General features: G+C 70.9%; 12 protein-coding genes and 1 tRNA gene. 8 read left to right on the top strand and 5 right to left on the bottom strand.

Going from position 1 to position 15,572, the window contains the following annotated elements; all coding sequences use genetic code 11:
- Window positions 1-2: 2 nt before the first annotated feature.
- From nrfD to selD, 4 genes are all read right to left on the bottom strand, one after another.
- A complete protein-coding gene (gene nrfD / locus A5708_RS01825; protein WP_065027039.1) occupies window positions 3-1,082 on the bottom strand; it encodes an NrfD/PsrC family molybdoenzyme membrane anchor subunit in 1,080 nt (359 codons plus the stop codon).
- Window positions 1,079-2,062, bottom strand: a complete 984-nt coding sequence (locus tag A5708_RS01820) for a 4Fe-4S dicluster domain-containing protein (RefSeq protein WP_065026990.1) — start codon at window positions 2,060-2,062, stop codon at window positions 1,079-1,081. Before A5708_RS01820 ends, nrfD begins: the two co-directional genes overlap by 4 nt.
- Entirely contained in the window at window positions 2,037-5,378 is a 3,342-nt protein-coding gene (gene fdh / locus A5708_RS01815; RefSeq protein WP_231117787.1) for a formate dehydrogenase, read from the bottom strand. The genes A5708_RS01820 and fdh overlap by 26 nt, the downstream gene beginning before the upstream one ends.
- Before the next feature lie 80 nt (window positions 5,379-5,458).
- Window positions 5,459-6,460, bottom strand: a complete 1,002-nt coding sequence (gene selD / locus A5708_RS01805) for a selenide, water dikinase SelD (protein ID WP_081292780.1) — start codon at window positions 6,458-6,460, stop codon at window positions 5,459-5,461.
- Between the two features lie 45 nt (window positions 6,461-6,505).
- Between selD and A5708_RS01800 the strand changes: the two genes are divergently transcribed.
- The 3 genes from A5708_RS01800 to A5708_RS01790 all read left to right on the top strand — a co-directional run bounded on the left by A5708_RS01800 (window position 6,506) and on the right by A5708_RS01790 (window position 9,602).
- Window positions 6,506-6,600, top strand: a tRNA-Sec gene (locus A5708_RS01800).
- Window positions 6,601-6,618: 18 nt separating this feature from the next.
- Window positions 6,619-7,911, top strand: coding sequence for an L-seryl-tRNA(Sec) selenium transferase (gene selA / locus A5708_RS01795; RefSeq protein WP_065026987.1), 1,293 nt, complete (start codon window positions 6,619-6,621; stop codon window positions 7,909-7,911).
- A complete protein-coding gene (locus tag A5708_RS01790) occupies window positions 7,899-9,602 on the top strand; it encodes a selenocysteine-specific translation elongation factor (protein ID WP_065026986.1) in 1,704 nt (567 codons plus the stop codon). The genes selA and A5708_RS01790 overlap by 13 nt, the downstream gene beginning before the upstream one ends.
- On the opposite strand, the gene A5708_RS01785 is transcribed toward A5708_RS01790, so the two are convergent.
- Window positions 9,586-10,050 (bottom strand): GatB/YqeY domain-containing protein, encoded by a 465-nt coding sequence (locus A5708_RS01785; RefSeq protein WP_065026985.1) that lies wholly within the window; start codon window positions 10,048-10,050, stop codon window positions 9,586-9,588. The genes A5708_RS01790 and A5708_RS01785 overlap by 17 nt on opposite strands.
- On the opposite strand from A5708_RS01785, the gene A5708_RS01780 reads away from it, so the two are divergent.
- From A5708_RS01780 to A5708_RS01760, 5 genes are read left to right on the top strand one after another with little or no spacing between them, the layout of a single operon-like run.
- Window positions 10,049-11,449, top strand: coding sequence for a hypothetical protein (locus A5708_RS01780; protein WP_331250426.1), 1,401 nt, complete (start codon window positions 10,049-10,051; stop codon window positions 11,447-11,449). The two genes, A5708_RS01785 and A5708_RS01780, sit on opposite strands and share 2 nt — an antisense overlap.
- A gap of 25 nt (window positions 11,450-11,474) precedes the next feature.
- Entirely contained in the window at window positions 11,475-12,128 is a 654-nt protein-coding gene (locus A5708_RS01775; protein WP_065026983.1) for a DUF4129 domain-containing protein, read from the top strand.
- Window positions 12,128-13,267, top strand: a complete 1,140-nt coding sequence (locus A5708_RS01770; RefSeq protein WP_065026982.1) for a DUF4350 domain-containing protein — start codon at window positions 12,128-12,130, stop codon at window positions 13,265-13,267. Before A5708_RS01775 ends, A5708_RS01770 begins: the two co-directional genes overlap by 1 nt.
- The gene (locus A5708_RS01765; protein WP_065026981.1) at window positions 13,264-14,241 is read left to right on the top strand and encodes an AAA family ATPase; all 978 of its coding nucleotides are present in this window, start codon (window positions 13,264-13,266) and stop codon (window positions 14,239-14,241) included. The genes A5708_RS01770 and A5708_RS01765 overlap by 4 nt, the downstream gene beginning before the upstream one ends.
- Window positions 14,241-15,563, top strand: a complete 1,323-nt coding sequence (locus tag A5708_RS01760) for a DUF58 domain-containing protein (RefSeq protein ID WP_065026980.1) — start codon at window positions 14,241-14,243, stop codon at window positions 15,561-15,563. Before A5708_RS01765 ends, A5708_RS01760 begins: the two co-directional genes overlap by 1 nt.
- Window positions 15,564-15,572 lie beyond the last annotated feature (9 nt).

Here is a 15,572-nt window from a genome sequence, read left to right as displayed (position 1 = left end):
GTTCAGTCCGCGGTGGTGATGGAGTCCCCGGTGACGCCGGCCGCCCGGCGGGCGGCGAGCCTGCGCTTCTGCGGCTCGATCGTGTAGCGGGGGTCGCCGGCCGATTCCTTGCCCGCCTCGAAGAAGCCGAACCGCAGCAGCGCCGACGCCGTCAGCAACGTCAGGCCGGACAGGGCGGCGACACCGCGGTGCCGTCCGCCCAGCAGCGCACCCAAACCCCCTGCGGCGGCGAGCCATTCGCTGGCCGACAGCAACCGCCCAGGTGTGCCGTGGTGCAGCGGTTCCCGGGTCACCGGGTCCATCCGGTACTCGGTGAATCTGGCGGAGACCAAATCGCTGACCGCGCCGATGACGGCCAGCTTGCGGGCCGGCCCCGCCTCGGCGACCGGGGTGGTGATCATCGCCAACCCCGACGCGGCCAGGCTCGCCGAGCTGACGAACACGAAGGGCAGGTCTCGATACGCGGCGTTCCACGTCGGGGTCGCGGTGTCGGTGAGCAGCACCGCGGTGTAGACGGCCAGCGGCGCCGCGAAGGCGGCGGCTTCCAGTCCGGCCGGTCCCTCCGCGGCGCGCAGCACGGGCCGCAACGGGCCCAACGGGATTCGCTCGCCGGTCATCCGGTCCACCTCGGCGGCCGCGGCGACTCCGATGCCGGCGGAGAAGAAGCTGAGGATCCACGAGCCGATGCTCATCGGCGAGGTCAGCTTGACCGTGCGCAGCATGTTGACGAAACGCTCGGGCCGGCCCAGGTCCTTTACCAGCGCGACGGCGCCGAGCGACACCGCGATCAGGGCGGACAGCCTGGTGTTACGGCGCAACGTGTTTCGGCCGGTGAGCTGGGCGCCCGCCGCCAGCAGGCCGGATCCGCCGGCGACGCCGCCCAGGAAAAGGTACGCCGCCACCTCGTGTCCCCAGGGCGCCGGCTTGACCACCGGGCGTCCGTAATACGAGGTGAATTCGGCGTCGGGCACCATCGGCATCTCGCGTGACCCGTCGCCGCCGCCGCGGCGACCCGCGCGCTTGCCTTTGCGGCGCCTGCCGGGTTCCGGCGGGCGGAAGCTGTCGAATTCCGAGGTGCTCACCGGCTGCTCCAGAATGCCCACGCGGCCGCGCCGACCATGCTGGCCGCGGCCATGCTCGCCCGCTTGAACATGGTCTTCAGGTCGGCCGTGCACACCCGCGGATCTGGCGGCAGTCCGTACACCTCGGGCTCGTCGAGCAGCAGGAACACCGATCCGATCCCACCGACGCCGTCGTTCTCGTTGGCGCCGTAAAGCCTTGCCTCGGTTCGGCCTTCGGCGTGCAGCTGCGCCACACGCTCGCGCGCCTGGGTCACCAGCTCGTCGTGATTGCCGAACTTGATCGACGTCGTCGGGCAGGTCTTGGCGCACGCCGGTACCTGGTCCTCGACCAGGCGGTCGTAGCACAGCGTGCACTTCTGGGCGACGCCGGTGACGAATTCCTCTTTCGGCCTACCCGGGCGTTCCACCGGCGTCGCGTACGTGCCGTCGCTGCGCCGTTCGACCACGCCGAACGGGCATCCGGCCACGCAGGTTCCGCAGCCGTTGCACACGTCGTGCTGCACCACGACGGTGCCGAATTCGGTGCGGAACAACGCGCCCGTCGGGCACACGTCCAGGCAGCCGGCGTGCGTGCAGTGCTTGCACACGTCCGATGACATCAGCCAGCGGAATTCCGGCGTGTACAGCGGCTGCGAAACAGGCTCTGGTTCCTCGGGTTTCGCGGCACCGGGGATGGCGGGCATGCCGAGATTGATCAGCGCGCGACCGGATTCGCGGGCCTCTTCGATGCGGTCGCGGCCCTGCTCGATGAAGGCGACGTGCCGCCAGGTGCTGGCGCCCAGCGCCCCGGTGTTGTCGTACGACGACCCCAACAACTCGAGGTCGCCGTCGCGCGGGTTGCGGTTCCACTCCTTGCAGGCGACCTCGCAGGCCTTGCAGCCGATGCAGATCGAGGTGTCGGTGAAGAACCCTTTCCGCGGCTTGCGATCCGACCAACCGGCGTCGGTGGCCGGGTCAGTCGGTCCAATCAGCTGACCCATCTGCCCTCCTCGTGTCCGGCCGCCCGATGATGTCCCACACGGCATCATCGATCCGTACATTGTCCGTCTCGGTGGTGGCGCCCGACCGGGACTGGTATTCGGCGATCAAGCGCAGCAGCTCCTCGCCCTGCGGACGGCGTCCCGGGCGGATGTCGCACGAGCCGGCCTTGGACTCCTGGATCTGCACATTGGGATCGAGCGTCACACCGAGCAGGTCGTTGGCCGCGTCGCCGCTGACCACCGCGTCGCTACCCACGCCCCAGTGATACGGCAGCCCGATCTGATGCACGGTGTGGCCGTTGATGATCAGCGGGCTCACCCGCTTCGTGACCAGCACCCGGGCCTCGATCGCGGCGCGCGGCGAGATGATGGTGGCCCACCCGTAGGGCTCGAGGCCCCGTTCGGCGGCCAGTTCGGGGGACACCTCGCAGAACATCTCCGGCTGCAGCTCCGACAGGTAGGGCAGCCACCGGCTCATGCCGCCGGCCGTGTGGTGCTCGGTGAGTCGGTAGGTCGTGAAGACGTAGGGGTAGACCTCGGCGCCGGGGTCGCCCGCGCTCGGCGCGCTCAGATTGTCCTTGCGCGGGAACGTGATTCGCGCCGGATTGCGCTGCTGCGGGTAGAGCGCGTTGGTGACCGGCGACTCCTGCGGCTCGTAATGCGTGGGCAGCGGACCGTCGACCACGCCCGTCGGCGCGAACAGCCAGCCCTTGCCGTCGGCCTGCATGATGAACGGGTCGTCCCCGGCCAGCGCGTCGGGACCACCCAGGTCCGGATCGGGCCGGCTACCGGGTGCCCGGTCGGCCACGAAGTCCGGCACGTCGTAGCCGACCCAGCGCTTTTCGTCCTGGTCCCACCAGATGTACTTCTTGCGTTCGCTCCACGGCTTGCCCTCGGGGTCGGCCGAGGCGCGGTTGTAGAGCACCCGCCGGTCGGCCGGCCACGCCCAGCCCCACTCGGATTGGCTCGGCGAGTCACCGCCACCCGGCACCCGGCGCGCGGCCTGGTTGGTGGCGTTCGCGTACACCCCGGTGTAGATCCAGCAGCCGGCGGCCGTCGACCCGTCGGCGCGCAGCTCGGTGTAGGAGGTCAACGGTTTTCCGCTCTCGGCGCCCCCGACGCGGTACCCGTTGACCTCGGCCAGCACCGCTTCCCCGTCGGGCTCGCCGTGCTCGTCGGTCGGGTAGTCCCACGTCAGGTCCAGCAGCGGCCGGTCCCGCTCGTCGGTCGAGCCGGCCAGCCGTTGCCGGATCCGCTTGCCGAGTTCGTAGAAGAACTGCAGCTCGCTCTGGCACTGGCCCGGCGGCTCGACGGCCTTGTGACGCCACTGCAACAGCCGCTGGGTCTGGGTGAACGATCCCGCCTTCTCGACATGCGTTGCGGCGGGCATAAAGAACACCTCGGTCTCGATGTCGGAGGTCTTGAGCTCGCCCGACGCGATCTCCGGCCCGTCCTTCCACCAGGTGGCCGATTCGATGAGGTTGAGGTCGCGCACCACCAGCCACTTGAGATGCGACATGCCCAGGCGCTGCATGCGGCCGTGGGCCGAACCCACCGCGGGATTCTGCCCGAGCAGGAAGTAGCCCTCGACCTCGTCGTCCAGCATCCCCATCACGGTCTGATAGGTGCCGTGCGGACCGGACAGCCGCGGGAGGTAGTCGTAAGCCCAGTCGTTGTCCGCCGTGGCCGCATCCCCCCACCACGCCTTGAGCAGGCTGACCGTGTAGGCATCGGCGTTGGCCCAGAAGCCTTTCTGCTTCTTGGAGCTCACCGCGCCGAGGTAGTCGGCGAGGGTGTCGTGCATGCCCGCCTTCGGCATCGGCAGGTACCCGGGCAGCAGGTTGAACAGCGTGGGGATGTCGGTGGAGCCCTGGATGGTGGCGTGACCGCGCAGGGCCATGATCCCGCTGCCGGGTCTACCCACGTTGCCTGTCAGCAGTTGCAAAATCGTTGCGGTGCGGATGAATTGGGCGCCGAGGGTGTGCTGGGTCCAGCCGACGGCATAGGCGAAGCAGGTGGTGCGCTCGCGCCCGGAGTTCGCCACGATGGATTGGGCCAGATAGTCGAAGTCCTCGCGGCTGATACCGCAGACGTCCCTGACCATCTCCGGCGTGTAGCGGGCGTAGTGGCGCTTGAGTATCTGGAACACCGTGCGGGGGTGCTGCAGGGTTTCGTCTCGCTTCACCTTGGCGTGCGCCAGCGGCGGGCCGCCGCTGCCGTGTTCGTCACCCGCGGCGCTCTGCGAGGCGGTGGCGCCGTGCGTGTGACCCCCGTCAGGGGACTCGATCTGGCCGTCGTCCTGCTCGTCGTAGGCCCAGCTCGACGTGTCGTATTGCCCGGTTTCGGGGTCGAATCCGGAGAACAGGCCGCCGAGATCCTCGGTATCCCTGAAGTTTTCGTTGATCAGGGTCGCGGCGTTGGTGTACGCCAGCACGTACTCCTTGAACCACAGATCATTGGACAGGATGTGATTGATCAACGCGCCGAGCAGCACCACGTCCGAACCGGCGCGGATCGGGATGTGCCGGTCGGAGACCGCCGAGGTGCGGGTGAAGCGCGGGTCGACGTGGATCACCCGCGCGCCGCGGGCCCTGGCCTCTTCCACCCACTGAAAGCCGACAGGGTGGCACTCGGCCATGTTGGAGCCCTGGATGACGATGCAGTCCGCGTTGGCCATGTCTTGCAGTGATTGGGTGGCGCCGCCGCGCCCGAAGGAGGCTCCCAGACCGGGAACCGTTGAGCTGTGTCAAATACGAGCTTGGTTCTCGATCTGAATGGCGCCCGCGGCGGTGAAGAGTTTCTTGATGAGGTAGTTCTCTTCGTTGTCCAGGGTCGCACCGCCGAGCGCGGCGATACCCATGGTGCGGCGCAGCAGGTTGCCCTTCTTGTCGATGTCCTGCCAACTGTTTCGGCGTGATTCCACGAAGCGGTCGGCGATCATGTCGATCGCAGTGTCCAACTCCAGCGGCTGCCATTCGGTCGCCCGGGGCGGCCGGTAAAGCACCTGCAGTTGCCGCCCGGGTGAATTCACCAGCTGTTCGCTGGCAGAACCCTTGGGGCACAACCGCCCTCGCGAAATCGGCGAATCGGGATCACCCTCGATCTGAACGACCCGCTCATCCTTGACATACACGCGCTGCCCGCAGCCCACGGCGCAGTACGGGCACACGCTTTGCACAACACGGTCGGCGGTGGTGGTGCGCGGCGTGAGCGCGCGGGTGTGTTTGGACGTCACCGCCGAGCCGCGGCCGAGCTTGTCTGTCGACCGCAACTGGCGCAGGACGGGCCATTCCAGGAAAACTTCGCGCAGGGCCATGTGCTCACCCTAATGGCGATCGCAAGCGCGGCGAAGCCGGGCGCAGCGGGTCGCCATGCACCTTGATGCGATCGGACCGCTCACCGCACCACGATGGTGTGCTCGCCGCGCGGCACCAGTTCGCCGATGACGGGCGCCCCCGGAATCTCCCCGGCGATCAGCAGCCCACCGGAGGTCTGCGCGTCCGCGAGCAACAGGGCGTCGTCCTGGCTCACCGCCGAGAGGTCGACGTGCGGCGCCACCCAGTCGAGGTTTCGCCGGGTGCCGCCGGACAGGTAGCCGGCCGCCAGCGCCTCGCGTGCGCCGTCCAGGTAGGGCACCGCGGCCGAGTCCACCACCGCCGTCACGCCGCTGGCCCGCGCCAGCTTGTGCAGATGGCCGAGCAGCCCGAAACCGGTGACGTCGGTGGCACATTCGACGCCAGCCGCCAGCGCCGCGCCGGCCGCCTCGGCGTTGAGCGTCGTCATCACTGCGATGGCCTCCTCGAAGCGCTCCCCGGTGGCCTTATGCCTGTTGTTCAGGACGCCGACACCGAGCGGCTTGGTCAGCGACAGCGGCGTTCCCGGCTTGCCGGAATCGTTGCGCAGCAGGCGGTTTGGATCGGCGATCCCGGTGACCGCCAGCCCGTACTTGGGCTCGGGGTCATCGACGCTGTGCCCGCCGGCCAGGTGGCAGCCGGCCAGGCCGCACACGTCCAGCCCGCCGCGCAACGTCTCGGCGGCCAACTCGAACGGCAGCACCTCCCGCGGCCAGCCCAGCAGGTTCACCGCGACCACCGGGCGCCCACCCATCGCGTAGACGTCGGACAGCGCGTTGGTGGCCGCGATCCGGCCCCAGTCGTAGGCGTCGTCCACCACCGGGGTGAAGAAGTCGGTCGTCGCGATCAGCGCCGTACCGTCCTGGATACGGACCACCGCCGCGTCGTCGCCGTTGTCCAGGCCCACCAGCAGCTCCCCGACCGCGTCGCGCGGCGGCTTGGATCCCAGCCCGCGGACCACCTCCTCGAGCTCACCGGGCGGGATCTTGCAGGCGCAGCCGCCGCCGTGGGCGTATTGAGTCAGTCGGTACGTCACGGCGTCCATGGTGCCCGCGCCGCGGAGGCTGCGACAATTGGCGCCATGGCTGAAGGAGGCGTGTCCGGTCTGGTGACCGGCGCGGTCTTCAAAACCGTCGAACGGCAGTCGCTGCCGTTGGCGGGTTCAATTCCCGTCCGCCTCCGCCATGTTCTTTCGGGCCCGACATGAGCGACCCGCGCCGACGGGTGCCCGGCACCGACACGCTGCTCGCCGATCCGCGGCTGGTCGCGGCGCAACGGGTGCTAGGCCGCGACCTGGTCAAGTCGGTGATCACCGCCGCCCAGCGGCGGGCGCGGGCCGGCGAGATCGCACCCGAGCAGGTCGCCGAGCACGCGGTCGCCGCCCTTCCCGCCACCGCCTCGAGCCTGCGGCCGGTCATCAACGCCACCGGGGTGGTGGTGCACACCAATCTGGGCCGCGCCCCGCTGTCGCGGGCCGCGCTGGACGCGGTGGTCGCCGCCGGCGGGGCCACCGACGTCGAGTTCGACCTGGCGACGGGCCGGCGGGCGCGCCGCGGCCGGGGTGCGCTGGCCGCCCTGGCGGGTGCGGTCCCGACCACCGGCGGCGTGCATGTCGTCAACAACAACGCGGCCGCGCTGCTGTTGACCGCCATGGCACTGGCACCCGGCAAGGAGATCGTGCTCAGCCGAGGCGAACTCGTCGAAATCGGTGACGGGTTCCGCATCCCGGAGCTGCTGGAATCCACCGGATCGCGACTGCGCGAAGTCGGCACCACCAACCGCACCAGCCTGTGCGACTACGCCGAGGCGCTCGGGCCGCAGACCGGTTTCGTGCTGAAGGTGCATCCGTCCAACTTCCACGTCACCGGGTTCACCTCGGCCGTCGACGTCGCGACGCTGGCGCCGGAACTACGCGAGCTCGGCGTGCCGCTGGTGGTCGACATCGGCTCCGGCCTGCTGTCGCCGCATCCGGTGCTGCCCGACGAGCCGGATGCGACGTCGATGCTGGCCGACGGCGCGGACCTGGTCACCGCGAGCGGGGACAAGTTGCTGGGCGGGCCGCAGGCCGGGTTGCTCTTCGGAGGCGCCGAGCTGATCGAGCGGATCCGCCGCCATCCCGCGGCGCGCGCCCTGCGGGTCGACAAGCTGACGCTGGCCGCGCTGGAGGCGACACTGCTGGGACCGCCCCCGCCGGTGGCGCAGGCGCTGGCCGCCGATGTCGAGCGGCTGCGCGCGCGGGCCGAGTCGCTGGCCGCCGGGCTGCCCGGGGCGATGGCGGTGGACTGCGTCGCGGCCGTCGGCGGCGGCGGGGCGCCCGGTGTCGAATTGCCCAGCGCCGCGGTGAGCCTGCCCGAGTCCTACGCCGCCGCGCTGCGCCTCGCCAGCCCACCCGTCGTGGGCCGCCTGGAGGGCGGCCGGTGCCTGCTCGACCTGTGCACGGTGGCGCCCGAGGATGACGAGCTGCTGGCCGCGGCGGTGCGGGCGTGTTCGTCCTAGCCACAGCCGGACACGTTGATCACGGCAAATCGACTCTGCTGCAACGGATTACCGGCATGTGGCCGGATCGGCTGGCCGAGGAGCGGCGCCGCGGTCTGACCATCGATCTGGGCTTCGCGTGGACGGAGCTCGGCGGCCGTCAGCTCGCGTTCGTCGACGTGCCCGGCCACGAGCGGTTCGTGGCCAACATGCTGGCCGGCGTCGGTGCGGTCCCCGCGGTGGTGTTCGTCGTCGCGGCCACCGAGGGCTGGATGCCACAGTCGGAGGAGCACCTGGCCGCCCTGGATGCGCTCGGGGTCCGGCACGGACTGCTGGTGATCAGCAAGGCCGACCTCGCCGATGCGGGCCCGGCGGTCGCGCAGGCGTCCGAAAAGCTTGCCGCCACATCACTTGCGGGCACCCCCGTGGCTATCGGCACCGACCTCGACCGGGTGCGCGCCGAACTGGTGGCGCTGACCGACCGGCTGCCCGCGCCGGACCCCGGCGCCGACGTGCGGCTGTGGGTGGACCGCAGCTTCACCGTGCGGGGCGCGGGCACCGTGGTCACCGGCACGCTGGCCGCCGGCACGGTCCGGGTGGGCGACGAGCTCGAGCACGCCGGGCGGCGCGTCACCGTCCGCGGGCTGCAATCGTTGGGCCGCGGCGCGGACGCGGTGGGCCCAGTTTCGCGGGTGGCGCTGAATCTGCGCGGCGTTGACCGGCACGACGTCGGCCGCGGGGACACCGTGCGCACGCCAGGGGCCTGGTTGGACACCGCGGAGATCGACGTCGCCCTGCGGTCGGCGGACACGCTGCACCGCCAGCTGGTGTTGCACATCGGGTCGGCGGCGGTGCCGGTGCAGGTGCGCCGGCTGGGGGCCGCCGCGGCGCGGCTGCGGCTGGCCAGGCCCCTGCCGCTGCGCGTGGGGGACATCGGGTTGCTCCGCGACCCCGGAGAGCACCGGATCGCGGCGGGCGTCGAGGTGCTCGACGTCCGCCCGCCCGGACTGCGACGGCGGGGCGCGGCGCGGGCGCGCGCCGAAGAACTGGCCACCGGCGAGGCCGCCGCCCCCGACGTCGCGCGCGCCGCGGACCTGCGCGCCATGGGTCTGCCGCCGCGCGGGCAGCGGGTGGGCGACTGGGTGGTGGATCCGCGGTGGTGGGCGGCGCGGCGCGAGGAGGCGGCCGCGGCGGTGCGGCGCTGGGCGGGCGATCACGACATCGCGGCGGGCATGCCGCTGGAGACGTTGCGACAACAAGTCGGGCTGCCCGCCGCCGACCTGATGCCGAAGCTGCTGGACGGCACGGGCCTGCAGGTGACGGACGGGTTGGTCCGCCCGCCCGGGGCGGGCCTGCCGGCCCGGGTGGACGAGGCCGTGTCCGCGGTCGAGGAGTGGCTGGCCGCCGAGCCGTTCCGGGCGCCCGAGGCCGACGAGCTGGCCGAGCTGAAGCTGGGCCCGCGCGAGCTGGCCGCGGCGGTGCGGGCCGGGCGGCTGGCGCGGATCGCCGACGGGGTGGTGCTGGGGCCCGACGCCCTGGACCGCGCCGCCGGCGTGCTGGCGGCGCTGCCACAACCGTTCACCGTCAGCGAGGCGCGCCGCGCGCTGGGCACCAGCCGGCGGGTGGCGGTGCCGCTGCTGGAACAGCTCGACGCCCGGCGCGTGACGCGCCGCGGCGACGACGGAACCCGGGTGGTTACAGCCGCTCTTTGACGGCCGCCGAGAGGCGCGCGCCGTCGGCCTTGCCGGCGGCGATCGCGGTGGCGGCCTTCATCACCATGCCCATCTGTTTCATCCCCGGCCGCTCGCCGATTTCCTCGGCGACTTGCGCGATGGCGGTGTCGGCGACGTCGGCCACCTCGGCCTCGGTGAGCGGGGTGGGCAGGTACTCGTCGATGATCCGCCCCTCGGCGTGCTCGTTGGCGGCGAGCTCTCCGCGCCCGTTCTGGGTGTAGATCTCCGCGGATTCGCTCCGCTTGCGCGATTCTTTGGCCAGCACCTTGATGACTTCCTCGTCGGTGAGGTCCTTGGCCTCCTTACCGGAAACTTCCTCGGTTTGGATCGCAGCTAACAGCATGCGCAGGGTGGCCGTTCGCAACTTGTCCTGGGCCTTCATCGCCGCGGTCAGGTCGGTCCGGATCCGGGATTTGAGTTCCGCCATGTCTGAGACGCTACGCGCCGGGCAGGGGGTCAACGTTGTGAAATGCCCCGGCCGCCGACAGGATGGAGCCCATGACGAACGACGCGCCCGGCTGCAGAGGCCGCGGGGTTCGGTGAGCGCGCCGCCGCCTGGTTATCCGGCTGGTCCGCCACCGGCATCCGGCCCACAACCTGAATACGGTCCGCCTCCGGGCTACGGCCCGCCGCCGGGGTACGGTGCACCTCCGGGCTATGGCCCGCCACCGCCGTACGACGCGCCACCGGCTTTCGGCCCGCCGCCGGGGTACCAATCCCAGCCCGGCTACGGACCCCCGCCGGGGTACGGATCGCCGCCGGGCTACGGACCACCGCCCGGCTACGGGCCACCACCCGGATATGGGCCCGCGCCGGGGTACGGATCGCCGCAATCCTTCGGCACAGCGCCGGGGTACGCGGCCGTCAAACCCGGGATCATCCCGCTGCGGCCGCTGACCCTCGGCGACATCTTCAACGGCGCGGTCGGCTACGTCCGGGCTAACCCGAAAGCGACGTTGGGCCTGACCGCCATCGTCGTGGTGATCATGCAGATCGTCACCAAGGTCGCCTTCTTCGGGCCACTGGCCGCGGCCGACAGGCTCGCCAGCGATCAGCCCGGCCAACTCAGCTCGGGCGTCCTCGGGGCCTGGTCCGTGTCGGTGGGTGGCGGCATCCTGGTCGGCTGGCTGGGCGGCATGCTGCTGTCCGGGATGCTCACCGTCATCGTCGGGCGGGCGGTGTTCGGGTCACATATCACCATCGGCGAAACCTGGGCCAAGATCCGCGGGCGGCTGCTGACCCTGCTCGGCCTTGCCCTGCTGGAAGCCGTCGTGGTCGCCGCCCTTGCCGGGCTCGTCGCGGTGATCATCGGGGTGTTGGCGGCGATCGGCAGCGCCGCGGCCGCCGTGGTGCTGGGCATTCCGCTGGTGCTGGTCGTCCTCGCGCTGCTGGTGTTCCTTTACACCGTGGTGCTGTTCGCCCCGGTACTGATCGTGCTGGAGCGGCTGCCCGTCCTGGACGCGATCGCCCGATCGTTCAAGCTGGTGCGCAACGGATTCTGGCGAGTGCTGGGCATCCGGGTGCTCGCGTTCCTGGTGACGGCCGTCGTCGCCAACGCCGTCGCGGTGCCGTTCAGCATCGTCGGCCAGTTCTTCCAGATCACCTCGTCCGGCACGGCGTTCCTGGTCAGCACGGCGGTTCTCTCGGTGGGCGCCGCCATCGGCGAAATCATCACCGCACCGTTCAACGCGGGGGTCATCGTGCTGCTGTACACCGACCGCCGGATGCGCGCCGAGGCATTCGACCTGGTGCTACAGAGCGGAGCCGCCCAGGGGCCGTATGCGGCCGCGTCCACCGACAACCTCTGGCTGACGCGGCCCCTGTAAGGGCCGAGCGAGGACTAGCTCAAGGATGCCTTCCATCGACATCGACCGCGATGCCGCACATCGCGCCGCGCAGGACGAGCTCAACAAACCGATCTACTCCAAGGGCTCCGCGCGGGAACATTTCGTCGACTGGGTCAACGACCTGATCTACCGGCTGCTGCAGAAGACTTCCTCGGTGCCCGGCGGATGGCTCACCGCCACGGTGCTTTTCGTCCTGCTCGCCATCGCGGTGATCGTCGGCATCTACATTCTGCGGCGCACCATGCGCACCCGACGCGGCGGCGACCACGCGCTGTTCGAAGCCGCCCAACTGACCGCCGCCCAGCATCGCGCGACCGCGGAAAACTATGCGGCCGAGGGTGATTGGGCCGCCGCGATTCGTCACCGGCTGCGCGCCGTCGCCCGCCAGCTCGAAGAGACCGGGGTGCTGACACCGGCCCCGGGCCGCACGGCCAACGAGCTTGCCCGCGACGCGGGTGCCGCGCTGCCCCACCTCGCCGGCGAATTAACGCAAGCGGCAACGGCTTTCAACGACGTCACGTATGGCGAACAACCCGGGACCCAGGATGCCTACCAGATGATCACCGACCTGGACGACCACCTGCGGTCCCGCTGGCAGGGCGGTCCGCTCGAGCCCGGCCGGGCGCAAGCACCCGAGTCATGGGCGCAGGTGCGGTAATGGCGACGATCACCGACTCCGGTCCCGAGATCACGCCGCGCCGCGGGCGCACCTGGCGCTGGGTATTCGTCACCCTGCTGGTGCTCGCCGTCATCGCCGGCGTCGACGCATACCTGAGCGCAGCGCGACCCGGGGCCCGCATGGATCCCGCGTCGACCGGTTCCGACGGTGCCCACGCGCTGGTTGAGTTGCTGCGCGGCGCCGGAGTCGACGTCGTCGTGGCCAACAACATCGCCGACGTCGAACACGCGGCGCGCCCGGACGCGCTGATCCTGGTGGCCCAGAGCCAATACCTCACCGACACGCTGCTTGACCGGCTGGACAACGTGCATTCGGACCTGCTGCTGGTGGAACCGACGACCCGGACCCGCGAGGCGCTGCTGCCCGGCGTGCGGGTCTCCGGCGCCAACGGCTTTGACCTCGACCCGAATTGCACGCTGCGCGAGGCTGTTCGGGCCGGGTCTGTCCGATTCGGGGCCACCAATACCTACGAGTCCAAAGACGGCCGCGCCATGACCCGCTGCTACGACGGCGCGCTGATCCGCTTCCGCAGCGACGGACGCACCATCACCGCCGTCGGCAGCACCGACTTCATGACCAACGGCAGCCTGCTGCAGGCGGGCAACACCGCGCTGGCGATGAACCTCGCGGGCGACCGCCCCCGGCTCATCTGGTACGCACCGCGTCATATCGAGGGTGAATCCTCGCCCAAGTCAACGCTTTTCCAGCTGATTCCGCCCAACGTGATCTGGATCGTCGGACAACTGGCGCTGGTGGTGCTGCTGGTGGCCGTCTGGAAGGGCCGTCGGCCCGGACCGCTGGTGGCCGAGGAGTTGCCCGTGGTGGTGCGCGCCTCGGAGACCGTCGAGGGTCGCGGGCGGCTGTACCGGTCCCGACGGGCACGCGATCGCGCGGCCGCGGCTTTGCGCGCCGCCACGGTGGCGCGGCTGCTGCCGCGGCTTGGCCTGGGTGCGGGCGCTTCGCCGGCGGCCGTCGTGACCACCGCGGCCCAGCGCACCGGAGCCGATCCGGCGTTCGTCTCCTACCATCTGTTCGGTCCGCCCCCGACGACCGACAACGACCTGTTACAACTTGCCCGTGCGCTCGACGAAATCGAAAGGCAGGTCGCACACCCGTGACACAACCCATTACCGCTGGATCCCCCACCGCTGAATCGGCGCGCGAGGCGCTGCTGGCGTTGCGCGCCGAGCTCGCCAAGGCCGTCGTCGGACAGGAGGGCGTGGTCAGCGGCCTGGTGATCGCGCTGCTGTGCCGCGGCCACGTGCTGCTGGAAGGTGTTCCGGGAGTGGCGAAGACGCTGTTGGTCCGCGCGCTGTCCGCGGCGCTGCAGCTGGAGTTCAAACGGGTGCAGTTCACCCCCGACCTGATGCCCGGCGACGTGACCGGCTCACTGGTGTACGACGCGCGCACCGCCGCGTTCGTGTTCCGGCCCGGGCCGGTGTTCACCAATCTGCTGCTGGCGGACGAGATCAACCGGACCCCACCCAAGACCCAGGCCGCGCTGCTCGAGGCGATGGAAGAGCGTCAGGTCAGCGTCGACGGCGAACCGCAGCCGCTGCCCGACCCGTTCATCGTGGCCGCCACCCAGAACCCGGTCGAGTACGAGGGCACCTACCAGCTGCCCGAGGCCCAGCTGGACCGCTTCTTGCTCAAATTGAATGTGACGCTGCCGCCACGCGACGCCGAGATCGCCATCCTGCACCGGCACGCGCACGGCTTCGACCCGCGCAATCTGTCGGCGATCAACCCGGTGGCCGGGCCCTCCGACCTGGCGGCCGGCCGCGCCGCCGTGCAGAACGTGCTGGTTGCCGACGAGGTGCTGGGCTACATCGTCGACATCGTCGGGGCCACCCGTTCCTCCCCTGCGCTGCAACTGGGTGTGTCACCCCGCGGGGCGACCGCGCTGCTGGCCACGGCGCGCTCCTGGTCGTGGCTGTCCGGACGCAACTACGTCACGCCCGACGACGTGAAGGCCATGGCCCGCCCGACGCTGCGGCACCGGGTCATGCTGCGGCCCGAGGCCGAACTCGAGGGGGCCACGCCCGACGGCGTGCTCGACGGGATCCTGGCGTCGGTTCCGGTGCCCCGATAGTGGTCCTGACCGGACGCACCGGGCTGGTCGCACTGATCTGCGTCCTGCCTATCGCGCTTTCTCCTTGGCCGGCAACCACTTTCGCGGCCCTGCTGATGGCGCTGGCAATCGCGGTGGCCTTCGACATCGTCCTTGCCGCCAGCACGGCCAAACTGCGCTACGTGCGTTCCCCGGATCGCTCGGCGCGGCTCGGGCAGCAGGTGGAGTGCGGGCTGTCGATCCACAACGACGGCGCGCGCCGGTTCCGCGGCCAGATCCGCGACGCCTGGCCGCCCAGCGCCCAGGCGCGGCCGCGCATTCATCCCGTCGACATCCCCGCCGGGCAAGACCAGCACGTCCAGACCCGGCTACAGCCCGTTCGCCGCGGCGACCAGCGAGCGACCGTGGTGACCGCCCGATCGATCGGCCCGCTCGGGCTGGCGGGACGGCAGGGTTCGCGACCGGTGCCCGGACAGCTGCGGGTACTGCCCCCGTTCCTGGCCCGCAAGCACCTGCCGTCGCGGCTCGCCAAGCTCCGCGAGATCGACGGCCTGCTGCCCACGCTGGTACGCGGGCAGGGCACCGAATTCGACTCGCTGCGAGAGTATGTCGTCGGCGACGACGTGCGCTCGATCGACTGGCGCGCCACCGCGCGTCGCGCCGACGTGGTGGTGCGCACCTGGCGGCCCGAACGCGACCGGCGGGTGGTGATCGTGCTCGACACGGGCCGCACGGCGGCGGGTCGGGTCGGTGTCGACCCGACGGCGTCCGATCCGGCGGGCTGGCCGCGGCTGGATTGGTCGATGGACGCCGCACTGCTGTTGGCGGCCCTGGCGTCGCGGGCCGGCGACCATGTCGACTTCCTCGCCCACGACCGGGTGAGCCGAGTCGGCGTGTTCGGCGCCTCGCGCACCGAACTGCTTGCCCAGCTGGTCGACGCGATGGCGCCCCTGCAACCTACCCTCGTCGAATCAGATTGGCGGGCAATGGCTTCCGCGATCGCGCTGCGCGCCCGCCGGCGGTCCCTGGTGGTGCTGCTGACCGATCTCAACGCGGCCGCGCTTGACGAGGGCCTGCTGCCCGTGCTGCCGCAGCTGTCGGCCAAGCATCACCTGCTGGTGGCGGCTGTCTCCGATCCGCGCGTCGACCAAATGGCCGGGGGGCGCTCGGACGCCGCGGCGGTGTACGACGCGGCGGCCGCCGAGCGATCCCGCAATGACCGCGGCGCGATCGCCACCCGGCTGCGCCGCAGCGGGGTGGAGGTCGTCGACGCCCCGCCCACCGAACTGGCACCCGCCCTCGCCGATCACTATCTGGCGATGAAGGCGACCGGGCGTCTGTAGCCCGCCGGC

This window comes from Mycobacterium colombiense (genome assembly GCF_001672755.1).
Lineage (GTDB): Bacteria > Actinomycetota > Actinomycetes > Mycobacteriales > Mycobacteriaceae > Mycobacterium > Mycobacterium colombiense_C.
Note: the sequence above shows the minus strand (reverse complement) of the source record. Positions and strands in the feature narration are given on the sequence as shown.

What these genes read in the sequence shown, in the direction of transcription:
- A5708_RS01820 (WP_065026990.1), bottom strand. Translation starts at nt 2,062, where the DNA reads ATGGGTCAGCTGATTGGACCGACTGACCCGGCCACCGACGCCGGTTGG.
- A5708_RS01775 (WP_065026983.1), top strand. Translation starts at nt 11,475, where the DNA reads ATGCCTTCCATCGACATCGACCGCGATGCCGCACATCGCGCCGCGCAG.
- A5708_RS01780 (WP_331250426.1), top strand. Translation starts at nt 10,049, where the DNA reads ATGTCTGAGACGCTACGCGCCGGGCAGGGGGTCAACGTTGTGAAATGC.
- A5708_RS01785 (WP_065026985.1), bottom strand. Translation starts at nt 10,050, where the DNA reads ATGGCGGAACTCAAATCCCGGATCCGGACCGACCTGACCGCGGCGATG.
- A5708_RS01770 (WP_065026982.1), top strand. Translation starts at nt 12,128, where the DNA reads ATGGCGACGATCACCGACTCCGGTCCCGAGATCACGCCGCGCCGCGGG.
- selA (WP_065026987.1), top strand. Translation starts at nt 6,619, where the DNA reads ATGAGCGACCCGCGCCGACGGGTGCCCGGCACCGACACGCTGCTCGCC.
- selD (WP_081292780.1), bottom strand. Translation starts at nt 6,460, where the DNA reads ATGGACGCCGTGACGTACCGACTGACTCAATACGCCCACGGCGGCGGC.